The following is a 12,982-nucleotide window of genomic DNA, read 5'->3' as shown; positions in this document are numbered from 1 at the left end:
CTTATGTTAAATAAAAATACCAATAGCGTCATATTAAGTAGGCAGGAAATCAACTGGATTTTAGAGCAACGAGTTACAAGACTTACTGATAATAAAGAAGTTTTAATTTATCCAATGGGGGCAGAGCGTTATTTATCATCCGTTTTATCTGGCTATAAAGAGGATCGATATAATATACGCAATGATATTGAAGGAAAAAATGTTTTAATTATACCAGGTTATGGTAATAGTGCTTTTTTATTTGCTCAAGCAAGAGCCAAATCTTTGGTTGTCTATGATAAAGATCCTGTTACTATTGCTTGGGTGAAAGCTTTTAAAAAATATTATCATTTCAGAGAATATAATAGTAATGGCAAGCCATATCCTTCAATTGGCGAACTACTAATCGCTCTCACTAAATGGTATCCATCCCTACTTCAATTACCTACTGGAGCCATTAAAAATTCCATATTTTGGTTGATAAACCCTAAATTATTAAGAAAATCATACATTTATTATATGTTAACACTAACTCAACAAGCCATACGGTTAAAGGTTCAAAACGAATTTGAATTAGAGAGTGATATTGAATTTTATGCAGGTGAATTAAAACATTTAATAAAAAATAGTAAATATAAAACCTTTGATACCGCTTTTGTTCCCTATCTTTTGGGTGTGCAAAATGGGATAGAGAAGGAGAGAGATATTGTTAATTTTATCAAGCAAATAATTGAGCTTACACCTTCAGGCCATATTTTAGTAACGCCATCAAGAAGTACCAGAGAGTTTCATATGGTTGGACAAAGTTATTTCTGCACTACAGGATATTCTAAGATACAAGATATCCCTGGTTTGGAACCTTATACCATTACAGAAGATAGTTTATGGTTTAAAACTCAAGGATTGGCCGTGTTTGGATTAAATAAGTCACGGTCATTAAATCAATAAGAAACTCCAATTTTATCTAAAAAGAAAAAATAGTCCTAAATTAAGTGAGTTTCGGAATAAAGCGCTTTAATTTACCTGTTTCCTTGTGCCTTGGTAAAGAAGAGAGAATCTCTATTTCAATATTTGGCGATGTTAACCCAGCATTTTTTAAAGCACTTGAAATTTCTTTTGCTAAAGTAATGCAGTTAATATCCTGATCCAAAATTAATCGACAGATGGCTCCACACACAGTTTGTTCAACCTGGTACTCTATAATTGATTGCTGTTGTCCTAGAATTGCACGAAAAACCATGGGATGAATCTTAATGCCTTCCTTATAGACAAACCAGTCATCAGAGCGTCCTTCGATGTCTTTTGCAATTCGATAGCCAGAATTCAGTGCTTTGTTAATATACACAGAATCATCAACCACATACCGTATAAGAGGAAAAGCATAATTGAATAAATTGGTTATCAATAACTTTTTGACATCGGAAGAACGTTTAACGGGCTGTAAAAAATTATCCACTAACTCAATAATCAGCAAATCGTCAGATAAATATAATCCACAATGCTCGTCATTTTCTACCCCCGCCATTCCCATTTCTACACTTCCCCACATATTATTAATTTCAACTCCCCATGCTTTTCGAACAACGTCTCGTGACTCAGAGTGCAACGGCTCGGAATTGGTTGAAACACGTTGAGGTGTTATTGATAATGAGCCACCCAGTGCATGATAGGCGAGTTCTGTAATAATAGAACTATAACCAATTAGATCGGTAGGTTGAGCTTGGTTTAATTTTTTACAGAGTTCATTCATATTCAAATCAGCGGGGAAATGTATTGCCTCATCGTTATCATTTAAAGTCATTGTAAACAGAGGAGTACTTGCATGAATAAGAGTAGGAGCAGTTAAAACGGCAATTTTTTTAGGTCGATTGAGGAGTTTTTTTTGATCATCCAGGTATTGGTAACGAAATGCCGCATAGCCAACTGTTGCAAAATATTCTAAATCCCATACAAACAAACCGCGAAGTCCAGATGATCCACCAGTTGCAGTGATATAGTAATTATCTCTAAAAAAGGGATTAGTAATTTGACCATTTTTGTACTGACGGAGGTGATCTTCTGCAATCTCTCTTGTAAGTTCAGGAACACAAACTATGTTATCCCAATTGTCCATAATATCTTTTTTGGTAGAAGGAATGATCCTCGTAAGCCCCATCGAGTTGCTACATCGTTTCTGATAATAGGATGAATAGAGCAAAACATGATTTAATATTTTTTTTAAATGAGCGTTCTGGAAAGCATGAATTTCGGTTTGAGTCCAATAAATACGACTGGCATGATTCTTAATTTTTTCACGCATCTTATCAAGCAAAACACTTCTAATCATAATGTAATCCATCATGATCTTATTCCTTTTAGCTTTAAGAACATAAACTTGAAATTATAGCTTTTATATAGCAGATATATGAATTATTTGCTGAAGCTATCTGAGTGTGTAGCTATGGAAGTATTATTGACTTTCACTCTAGTCGATAAAATTAACATTCTCAGGTGTACTATGTACGTAGAAGTTATTTTGTGAGAACAACCAAATCAACTGGGAGCAAGATTCTCATGAAATAGACTCCACGTACATATCCTCAAAATCAAATGATGTTAAAACCTAACATTCATAGAAAGGCTAAAATCATGTTATTTCAACTGAACTACATTAGCTTCCTCTACCTCTAAAATGAGTTTCTCAGGTATCTCTTGTGCAATAGATCTTCCATGGAAAGTTAATTGGATTGGTAATGGAAGATCATCTTTTACCTTATCCAACCCCTTTTTTGCCATGGCCCTCACATCAGAAGAAACCGCTTTAGAATAAATTAATTTTAGGCTGTTTATCATCATCGATTGTCGATTGAGATCATACTTATCCCAATAGGTAAATTTTTCAGTCAAATTAGCAGCCAATGTAGGATTGATCTTATCTAACTCAAGAATAATATCAGAAACTATTTGATAACCTTCGCCCGTAATTGCATGAAATCCAAATGGATTTTTAATAAAGGAGCCTATCAAAGCATACACTTTATTGGGATTAGATAAATCAAAATCCTTGTGATCTACCAGTTTTTTCACTCGCTCAATCACGTTTATGGAATGCATGGAAGCCTGTATACTAAACCAATTATTCAGAAGTCCTGGATCTTGCTTCGAATATTCATAATAACTACTTAGCATCTCATCCGCTTCGATACAACTCATCTCGCATAGCAGACTTAAGGCAGAAATAGTGTCTGTCATGTTTTTGCCTAGTGCATCCTCGAATTGAAGTATCAATTTCTTTTTAGTTTGTTCATAATCCGTACACTGGACATAAGAAAAACAAACCGACATCAAACGACGTAATCCTGCTCCTTTTAGATCAAAACCTTCGAATTTTGGTTTATCATAATTTTCTGTTATTTGTAGTCTGAAAAGACAATCAAAAAAATCAGTTCTCAATTCTCTTGCCAAAGCCTGTTGAATAAATTGTCGCCCCTCATTTAATTTTTCAAAATCCGGCTGATTCTGATTTTCTATTAACTCCTCTAAAGATGGTAATGCAATTAATTCCGCCAACATCCATTCATTTAAAGATCGATCAGAAAGAACTGCTTTATAGGCAGCAAAGAACTGAGGCAATAACTCTATTTTTTTACCGGTACAAAAATCATTGAGCAAAGCTGAAATAAGTTGCTTCGCTGCTTCGCAACGATTATATAAATTCGTATCAAATTGCATCAATAATAATAAATCTTGTTGAGAATAGGCATATTTTAAGCGTACAGGTGCAGAAAAACTACGTAACAAAGATGGAGTAGGGCGGGTCTGGATGTTTTCAAATTGAAAGTCCATTTCAGGTTGATCAATCATTAATAATTTATCCGATAAAATTTCTTTTCCAGTACTATCAAGCAAACCAATTACCAATGGTATAGGGCGATTTTTCCCATTTGTTGTTTTAATTTTTAAAATGTATTGTTTTGTATCAGGGTTAAACTCATCTTTTACGACTAATTCAGGAATTTCTGGTTCTGTAAACCATGGCAAAAAAGAATGAAGATCTTTACCAGATGAATCACTCAGTGAATCTATAAAATCTTCCAAAGTAACTGCACGTCCATCATTATCCTTAAAAAACTTGGCGACTCCCTGAAAAAAGAGCACTTTTCCTACGAACAACATCATCATGCGAAAAATATCAGCACTTTTTTCGTAGGCAGCAGCGGTATATAAACTTCTGACTGCAGTGTAAGAGTTTTGTCGAGGCGCTCGTTCATCCAAATTCTTGCCATCCAGCAATCTTATCAAATCAGTGCCGAATAATTCTTCTCTGAACATTGCTGCTCTGAAAGTAGTAAGACCTTCTTTTAATGGTAAATTAAACCAATCTCTTATTGTTACACGATCTCCTGACCAATAATGAAAAAACTCATGAGCAACAACCTCCAATACCCGTAAAATACCTAAATCGGTTTTGGTTTCAGGCGTTGCAAATAAGTTTTCCGTATTAAACAAATTTAAGCCAGTTGGCTCTGAAGCACCTGATGCGTATTTATCAACCCCAGCAACCATATGTTGTTTCAAAGCACATTCCAAATTAAAAGCGCGCTCATCCCACGCCATTGCTTCCTTCAACACTTCCTTTGCAAAACCACATTTTTCTGTTGCAGAAGAGGGTACATAGAACTCAATAGGTAAATGTCGGCCTGATTGTGTTTTAAAGTAAGTTGCAGATCGTTGTAGTTTACCTGCAACTAAAGCAAATAGGTAACTAGGCTTGGGGACATCGTCCAACCAGGTTATTGAATGACGATTAAAGGGTAGCTCATTTTTATCTATTATAACGCCATTTGAAAGCAAAACAGGGTGGTCTTCTTTATTCGCTACGATTGTTGTTTTATAAGTTGCTAAATTGTCAGGTCTATCAGGCAGATAGAATACACGACGCAATCCTTCTGTTTCCGCCTTAACCAAAGCTGTACCTTCCGTTTCATACAAACCAAATAAATCCGTGTTCTCACCCAACAAGCTTGTTGTTTCAATGACAATTGTCCCATCTTGCGGAACATTTTTGATAGTTAATGAGTGTTTGGTTAATTCATACTCTTCTACACCCAATAATTTATCGTTCATTTTTAAAGACACTAAGGTCATATTCTCACCATCCAGCACCAGGTCTTTTGAAGGCGACTCAACTTCAGGGTTGGGAACTACTGTAAGACGCGCTGTAGACTCAACAGGCTTTTTGCTGAGATCGATTTGCAAATCGACGTGAATTACAAAATAATCCAGAACCTTGTAATCACTTAATTTCTTTACCTTGGACTGATCTTTTTTCATGAATACTCCCTTCATTGACTACGTAAAAGACTAAGGATTGATATGGATACACTTAACTCACCACAAATTTTGAGTTGTTTCCAGTGAAGTGAAATCACAATATAAGATCAAACAAGCAATTTCAATAAAGTGAGTGTTTTAGATAAGGCAATTTTCGAATAATATCAATCATCAAAACCAAAGGAGAATAACTATGGACTATTGAAATACATTTTGCTGGATTAATATACCAGTTATTAATTATTACCGAATCTTGTTGTATCCTTAAATAAAGATGCGGTAATAATGAATGCTCCCTCAAGCGTGACGATGCCCGTATCTACAGCCTCTAATCTTGAATAAGATGATTCTTAGAAAACAGGAAGATCTGATGGAAATTAAGCACATTAAAAATGAAGTAAAACTATTTTTACTCAATTCTTTTAGAATTAAGGATATTGGTTATTCGGATAATATTTTTGATACAGGTGCAATGCACTCTTTATTTTTCATTCAATTATTAGTTTTTATAGAGAAGAAATATAAAATTGATCTTGAGGTCGGTGAATTTGATCCAAATCAGTTAACTAGTATTGATGCTATCGCTTGCTTTATTTCTAGTAAACTATAATTCAATTCGGATTACTGTGATAAAGTTTGGCTGTATAATGCATACAGAATGGACACACGGCATGAAACAAAAAAAACTTACTATTCTTGGTTCGGGTACAATGGGTTCGGGTATTGCACAACTTTTCGCGCAATACGGATTTATTGTCACTTTAATTGATAATCGCCAATCTCAATTAGATAAAGCAAAAAACACTATAGAAAAAAATTTACACTATCTGGTATTAACTCAAAATTTACCATCGAAACATTCTATTGAGACAATATTGGCATCCATTTCTTTTACAACAAAACTCGATGAACTCAAGCACTCTGAATACATTATTGAAAATATTCCTGAAAATTGGGAACAGAAAAAAGCGTTATATCAGGTATTAAATGAACAATGCAGTTCAACCTGTATTTTGGGAGTAAACACTTCTTCCATATCAATTACTAAAATAGCATCACTGGTTGAGTATCCCCAACGCGTTATAGGTGTTCACTTTATGAACCCTGCACCGATAATGCCAATGATAGAGGTGATTAAGGGATATCACACTGATGAATTGACAATAGAAAAAATCAGATCGTTACTTAAACAAGTACACAAAAAAATGATCGTTGTTAAGGATTCCGTTGGTTTTGTGAGTAATCGTGCAATGATGATTTTTATTAATGAAGCCATTTTTATGATCCAGGAAAATATTGCATCAATCGAAGACATAGATATTCTATTTAAACAATGTTTTGGGCATAAAATGGGGCCACTGCATACTGCAGATTTAATTGGTTTGGATACAGTTCTCTATTCTTTAGAAACAATCTATTCAGAGTTAAATGATCCAAAATATCGACCATGCTGGTTATTAAGAAATATGGTAGATGCGGGGCTTCTTGGACAAAAAACAAAAAAAGGATTTTATCAATATGAATAAGGAGAAGAATTTTGCCCAATTATCATCCTCGATACCTGAAACAACAGCGATTCTTTGATCAATTCATAGAAAACTATCTTCACTCCTATGCGGAAGTTTTTGATAAAGAAAAAAATATTCCACGCGATTTTTTTTATACATTAGCCAAAAATGGCTTTTTAGGTGCTTGCATACCTAAACGATTTGGTGGGCAACAATGGGATGAATTGACCATTGGTCTCATGCATGAAACATTTGCTAAAGAGCTTTGTTCCATGGCAAATATTTTAACAGTATTAGGCATGGTGAATAAATCACTCTTACAGTTCGGTTCTCGAGTACAGCAACAAACCTGGTTGCCCCGGATTGCATCAGGAAAAACTTTAGCTGCATTAGCATTAACAGAACCTAATATTGGTAGTGATTTGGAGCATGTTGAAACTCAGTTATTAGAAAGAGGGGATGAATTTATTCTAAAAGGGAGTAAAAAATACATTACCTTAGGACAAATCGCTGATTTATTTTTAGTTTTAGCCAATTGCCAAGGGCAACCAACTGCTGTTTTAGTTGAAAAAGACACGCCAGGCTTGATTATTTCACCGATGCCTGATTTTTTAGGTCTACGCTCTAATATGTTGGCAGAGATTTTCTTTGATGATTGTCGCATCCCTAAAACAAATCTGTTAGGTAGCATCGGTATGGGTCTAACTTATGTTATCCAAACTGCTTTAGATGAAGGACGCTATACAACCGCATATGGATGTGTTGGTTTAGGACAAGCATGCCTGGATGCAGCTCGTGGCTATACTCAAGAAAGAAAACAATTTGATCGTACATTGGGTGAACACCAGTTAATTCAAAAAATGATAACTGAAATGGTTGTGCAAGTTAAAGCTGCCCGAGAATTGTGTTTTTATGCAGGGGTACTTAGACAGCAAAAAAATCCAGCATACATTGCTGAAACATTAGTAGCTAAATATGTTGCTTCAAAAATGGTTGTTTTTGTATCTAATCATGCTTTGCAAATATTTGGTGCAGCTGGTTTTGATGAAACCTACCCTGTGGAACGATATTATAGAGATGCTAAAGTAATGGAGATCATCGAAGGAACCTCACAAATGCACGAAATTCTTATTTCGAAGCTTTGCATCAATTAATAGATGGGGGTTTTATAAAATGAAATCTTCTGATCAATACACAACAATTTGCTCTTTATTCGAGGAACAAGTAAAGCAATATCCAGAAAACACAGCTATTTATTTAGAAAATCGCCAAATTTCATATGATGCTTTTAATAAGCAAGCCAATCAATATGCACGACACCTGCAAAGAAAAGGACTACCATTAAATGGAATTGTCGGCATTCAACTCATGCGTTCTTTTGAGATGCTTGTGGCAATCTTTGCAGTCTTAAAGGCAGGAGGAGCCTATTTGCCTTTGGATCCCCTGGCCCCTGCAATTAGAAATCAAACTATCATTGAAGAGAGTCAAATAAAATTTCTAATTGTTGAGGATAATTCATTATTGACAGCAAAATCAGGGTTAAATGATAAAAATAATCTTCAAGTATTAAGCATTCATGACAATGTGAGCCATGAAAAATGCCATAATTTAAATCTGCTCCGAGGAAAACAAGATTTAGCTTATGTGATGTATACATCAGGTACTACAGGGAAACCAAAAGGTGTCATGATTTCACATCAGTCCCTGGTCAATCGAATTCTATGGATGCAAGACACTTTTCCATTACAAAGACACAATGTATTGTTTCATAAAACACACACTTGTTTTGACATTTCTGTTTGGGAGACCTGTTGGTGGTCTATTGTGGGAGCCGGGGTAGCTCTTTTACCACCTGGAAAAGAACATGATATTAAATTATTTATTCGTATGATTGAGCAATATCAGCTGAACGTTATTCATTTTGTACCTTCTGTATTACATATATTTTTAAATTATATTGAACAAGATTTTTCGATGAGTCGCTTAAAATCTTTAAAGTACGTGTTTGCCAGTGGAGAGGCGCTGGACGCAAGAAGTGTGAATTTATTTAATAAGCTATTCCAAGATCAAGGAACACTATTAGTCAATTTATACGGACCCACAGAGGCCACAATAGATGTTTCTTATTTTATTTGTGAAAAGCACAAGCGTTATCGCACTATTCCAATAGGAAAGCCCATTCAGAATATTCAATTTTTTGTGTTAGATGAGCAGCTCAATTCAACCGGTTTTGAACCAGGTGAACTATACATTTCCGGGATTGGACTAGCTCAAGGTTATTTAAATAATCCAGTGCTTACTCAAACATCTTTCATAGACAATCCTTACCTTCCTGGAGAAAAAATGTATCGTACTGGGGATATAGTCTGTTGGAATAATGCGAATGAATTATTATTTTTAGGTCGTAAAGATGATCAGATAAAACTACACGGTATACGTATTGAATTAGGAGAAATACAATTTCATTTATTAGAACATCCCGATATTCAGGATGCAGTCGTCGTTTGTCAGAAAGTGGATCTTCTTGATCATAGAATGGTCGCATTCTTAATTGCTAATAACAAACAAATAGAGCTTAGTAGTGCTGAACTTAAATCGTTTTTAAAAACCAGAATTCCAGATTATATGGTTCCTGAGCATTACGTATGGTTAAGTGCATTGCCAATAAAAGAAAATGGAAAAATAGATAAAGAGAAACTATTGAGTTTCATTTAATCCAAGAAACATCTGAGAAATAAAAATAAACTGGGTTTGATGGTTATTTAATTCAAATGAAAGAAAATGACTTATACTTAAAATAATCGTTTCATTAAAAAATAGTTGCAGCAATAAAATAAGGTGAGGCATGTTTTTGTAAGGAAATGAGAGGGTATGAGCAAGCTACACGCACATTTTGCGGCAACTTGTTTTAAAGTAGGTAATTCTGACTCAGTTGTCTAAGGATATGGCATCTGGTTAATGTCTATTAAAACTGTTAGTGCGACCAAAGAAATGGAGCCATTAAATTATGAATGTGAATGACCACTTAAACAAAATTGCTATTGTGGGTATGGCTGTAAAATTTCCTGGAGCCAATGATCTAGATGAATATTGGGATCTATTAAGATTTGGCAAAGAAGCGGTTAGTAAATTCTCCGCAGAGCAACTACTAAGGTCGGGTATTTCAGAGCAATTAATCACTGCGCCTTATTACAAACCATACAGAGGAATATTAGATAACCTAGAGTCATTTGATACCCCTCCGTTTGAAAGTACCACCAAAAATTATGAATTGTTAGGCGTTCAAGGCAAAGTGATGTCACATTTAACTTATCGTGCTTTGAGTACCATGAGAAGTCAGGTGAATAACTCAAATAACTTCATCAAAAGAACGGCTGTTTATATTGGCGCAAATAATCAACCTGCCTCTCATTTCTTGGGAGGAGCGTACTATCATGCTATTGATACTCAAAAAGCGATAGAAAGGTATTATTCAAAAGTAATTGCACCCTATATTTCCTATCAATTTGGATTTCAAGGAAGTTCTATTGATTTATATACGGCATGCTCGTCTTCTTTAACTGCTGTGATACAAAGCTGTCGAGAGTTAAATAGTTATCAATGTGATATGGCAATTGCAGGTGCCGTCTTAATCGATCTACCACAAGAAGTTGGTTATATTTATGAAGAAAACGGATTATTTTCCTCTGACGGTCATTGCCATTCTTTTGATGCTTCAGCATCCGGTACTTTATACTCAAATGGTGCTGGGTTGGTTGTTTTAAAGCGACTTGAAGATGCCATTGTAGATAATGATCTAATCCATGCTGTTATTATTGGAGACGCCATGAATAATGATGGCAATTCTTCAAAAGAAGGATTTATGGCTCCAGGAGTGCATGGCCAATATGTTTGCTTACAATCCGCTTGGAAAAATGCAGGGATTGAGCCAAGTGACCTTGATTATATTGCTGCTCATGGAGCCTCAACCAAACTAGGGGATGCAACAGAAATATATGCACTAAAAAAAGCGTTCAAAGACGTTACCAAAATAAATCATTGTCCACTGAGTTCGGTAATAAGCAATCTAGGTCATACAGGTATTGTATCTGGTATGGCTTCAATCATCAAAACAGTACTTATGTTAAAAAATAAAGCTATTGTTCCTTCAATTAACTTTGAAACTCCGAATCCAGATTTTATGTTGGAAGACTCTCCACTATATATTGCCACTCAATTCCAAGAGTTCCCTAAAATAAAAAAACACTATTTAGCTGGCGTTTCCAGTTATGGAGCAGGGGGGAGTAACACACACCTTGTTTTGCGTAGCTATAATGAAAGCTAAAATCTCATCTAATGGTGTCTTCAGGCAAACCTGTGTGAGTCTTCTGCAAGCTTGCAGTAAGCTCATTATAAAGCTAAATTTTTATGTCTTTTTTGTGAATGCTATAAATTACAGCTACGTGAGTCAGTGAGTTTTGTTTCTATATTTTCTGCAAAATGACTAAATGCATTTACAAGCCCGTCGGGGAAACCAGCGTTTCTGATCATTTCATTAATCTTTTGAATAGTTGGCAATGCTTGAGCAAGAAGCTCTGAATCTATTTCCAGATCACAATTTACTTCTTTATTCTTTGAAATAGCAATCAATAATTGGGCTACATTAGAGGGCGCAACCATTAAAAAATTATGCAAAACCACATCAGACTCTTTCTTGCCACCTGTCAGATCGTTCAATTTTTCTAAGGTTAGTCTTGTTTTTTTGAGTTGGTGATAACCTATGGATTTGCCTATCTGAATTAGATCAATTGGAGAGTAGGTTAAAGAGCTATATTTTTCAAGCAGCAAAAGCCTGGCAATTATTTTATCGTCTTCAGTGATCTCTGGTCTTACTTCCGTTTTATTGAAATAATCTATGAAGTCTATAAAATCAAATTCAGTGTAACTTCGACCTAATCCAACGTGATAAAGGTCCAGAATAGCACGACTTCCTGGTTCAGCACTGACATGTCCCGTTCTATTAAAAAAACCGTGTTCTTTGCGGATGCTATTTTCACATAGAACTCCACCTTCGATTGTCCAATATTCTTCAGCCGAAGGACCATAACTAAATCCAGAATTTTTCGGATATAATATTTGCATTATGGGATCATTTTCATATTTTGGACCTTGGAAAAAAGGCCTGAAATTATATCTTGCTTTCCCGGTAAGATTATGCAAACCATGAATTAACTCATGAGCCAATAAAATAAAGGCAGGGCCACCATCTGTTAATCCATTCCCAGCTGAGGCATAGACGTCTATATCCAAGGAAGATATTTTATCGTTAAAACGGTAATCTACACCAATAATAACCCTTGTAGCACCAATTCCACAAAGCGTTTCTCTTTTAAAAATAGTTTTAAAATCTTGCTCTGGTGTTATCGATTTGGGGATATAATCTGGACTTGTTTCTGCAAGTCCTTCCCGTACCATTGCACATTCAAAATTATGACTGGTTTTTAAGATTAATTGGGCATTCTTAGTTGTTAGCAAATAATTTAACTTTACAATTAATTGTATCCCTTGAGGTCTGGAGGCAATTTGCATTAGGAGTGAGGTAATGTAATTAAACTCTTCTTTGCTTAGTGAATTATTTCTACTGATGTTCTCTAACAGTTGATAAAAGTTTGCACTAACAATTTCTTTAGGTTTTTTTTCTTTTAATTCAGGAAGAATATATTTGGCTTTTAAGGAGATTGTTTCCTCATTATAGATATAAAGCGCTGAATTTTCATATAAACTCTCGGCTAAATCGTCATGAGTCACTTGTAATTCTCGCAAAACATTTTTTATTGCCAAAATTCTTTTAAAAAAATGAAATTGTTCATCTTTCGATGCGTCAGGATTAAATTTTGAGTATTGTTCTTCAATTGCTTTATATGCTGCATGATGTAAATGATCAATGTAAGCTGCCCACTTCATTAATGCTTGATCATTTTCTTGAGGAAATTCCTTTTGATGCTTAATACCTAATACAGATAAATGGTTGGAAACGTTTTCAATTTTTTCTTTCATGATCGAAATAAATACAACAAGTTTTTTTACATTATAGATGATTATATTTTGTTCGTCTGAAATATCGGAGTTCCTCAAAATTATGAACAAAATATCAATTACAATCATTACAACCCCATAAAACATCACTATGTTTTCGGGTATAA

The 12,982-nt window shown here is 34.8% G+C and carries 9 protein-coding genes; 6 read left to right on the top strand and 3 right to left on the bottom strand.

Annotated features, from left to right (window positions below):
* Positions 1 to 3 precede the first annotated feature (3 nt).
* Positions 4 to 927: an ABC transporter permease gene (locus ACZ5EK_RS07845; protein ID WP_464432390.1), complete on the top strand. Its 924-nt coding sequence runs from the start codon at positions 4 to 6 to the stop codon at positions 925 to 927.
* Positions 928 to 967: 40 nt separating this feature from the next.
* Here the strand turns inward: ACZ5EK_RS07845 and ACZ5EK_RS07840 are convergent, their stop codons facing one another.
* A complete protein-coding gene (locus ACZ5EK_RS07840; RefSeq protein WP_464432389.1) occupies positions 968 to 2,305 on the bottom strand; it encodes a phenylacetate--CoA ligase family protein in 1,338 nt (445 codons plus the stop codon).
* Positions 2,306 to 2,610: 305 nt separating this feature from the next.
* Positions 2,611 to 5,292, bottom strand: a complete 2,682-nt coding sequence (gene pepN, locus ACZ5EK_RS07835) for an aminopeptidase N (protein WP_464432388.1) — start codon at positions 5,290 to 5,292, stop codon at positions 2,611 to 2,613.
* 370 nt (positions 5,293 to 5,662) lie between these two features.
* Between pepN and ACZ5EK_RS07830 the strand changes: the two genes are divergently transcribed.
* The 5 genes from ACZ5EK_RS07830 (at position 5,663) to ACZ5EK_RS07810 (ending at position 11,124) form a co-directional block, all read left to right on the top strand.
* Complete coding sequence (locus tag ACZ5EK_RS07830; protein ID WP_464427498.1) at positions 5,663 to 5,902, top strand: acyl carrier protein; 240 nt, start codon at positions 5,663 to 5,665, stop codon at positions 5,900 to 5,902.
* A gap of 61 nt (positions 5,903 to 5,963) precedes the next feature.
* Positions 5,964 to 6,818, top strand: coding sequence for a 3-hydroxyacyl-CoA dehydrogenase family protein (locus ACZ5EK_RS07825; RefSeq protein ID WP_464432387.1), 855 nt, complete (start codon positions 5,964 to 5,966; stop codon positions 6,816 to 6,818).
* 11 nt (positions 6,819 to 6,829) lie between these two features.
* Positions 6,830 to 7,954, top strand: a complete 1,125-nt coding sequence (locus ACZ5EK_RS07820; protein WP_464432386.1) for an acyl-CoA dehydrogenase family protein — start codon at positions 6,830 to 6,832, stop codon at positions 7,952 to 7,954.
* Positions 7,955 to 7,973: 19 nt separating this feature from the next.
* Entirely contained in the window at positions 7,974 to 9,515 is a 1,542-nt protein-coding gene (locus ACZ5EK_RS07815; protein WP_464432385.1) for an amino acid adenylation domain-containing protein, read from the top strand.
* 292 nt (positions 9,516 to 9,807) lie between these two features.
* Positions 9,808 to 11,124, top strand: a complete 1,317-nt coding sequence (locus ACZ5EK_RS07810; protein ID WP_464432384.1) for a beta-ketoacyl synthase N-terminal-like domain-containing protein — start codon at positions 9,808 to 9,810, stop codon at positions 11,122 to 11,124.
* A 101-nt stretch (positions 11,125 to 11,225) separates the two neighbouring features.
* Here ACZ5EK_RS07810 and ACZ5EK_RS07805 read toward each other — a convergent pair whose 3' ends face one another.
* Complete coding sequence (locus ACZ5EK_RS07805; RefSeq protein ID WP_464432383.1) at positions 11,226 to 12,944, bottom strand: hypothetical protein; 1,719 nt, start codon at positions 12,942 to 12,944, stop codon at positions 11,226 to 11,228.
* Positions 12,945 to 12,982: the final 38 nt, after the last annotated feature.

This window comes from Legionella sp. JM-2024 (assembly GCF_055389095.1).
This window is presented reverse-complemented; position numbering and strand designations above follow the sequence as displayed.

What these genes read in the sequence shown, in the direction of transcription:
- ACZ5EK_RS07805 (WP_464432383.1), bottom strand. Translation starts at nt 12,944, where the DNA reads ATGATTGTAATTGATATTTTGTTCATAATTTTGAGGAACTCCGATATT.
- ACZ5EK_RS07830 (WP_464427498.1), top strand. Translation starts at nt 5,663, where the DNA reads ATGGAAATTAAGCACATTAAAAATGAAGTAAAACTATTTTTACTCAAT.
- ACZ5EK_RS07845 (WP_464432390.1), top strand. Translation starts at nt 4, where the DNA reads ATGTTAAATAAAAATACCAATAGCGTCATATTAAGTAGGCAGGAAATC.
- ACZ5EK_RS07840 (WP_464432389.1), bottom strand. Translation starts at nt 2,305, where the DNA reads ATGATTAGAAGTGTTTTGCTTGATAAGATGCGTGAAAAAATTAAGAAT.
- pepN (WP_464432388.1), bottom strand. Translation starts at nt 5,292, where the DNA reads ATGAAAAAAGATCAGTCCAAGGTAAAGAAATTAAGTGATTACAAGGTT.
- ACZ5EK_RS07810 (WP_464432384.1), top strand. Translation starts at nt 9,808, where the DNA reads ATGAATGTGAATGACCACTTAAACAAAATTGCTATTGTGGGTATGGCT.
- ACZ5EK_RS07825 (WP_464432387.1), top strand. Translation starts at nt 5,964, where the DNA reads ATGAAACAAAAAAAACTTACTATTCTTGGTTCGGGTACAATGGGTTCG.
- ACZ5EK_RS07815 (WP_464432385.1), top strand. Translation starts at nt 7,974, where the DNA reads ATGAAATCTTCTGATCAATACACAACAATTTGCTCTTTATTCGAGGAA.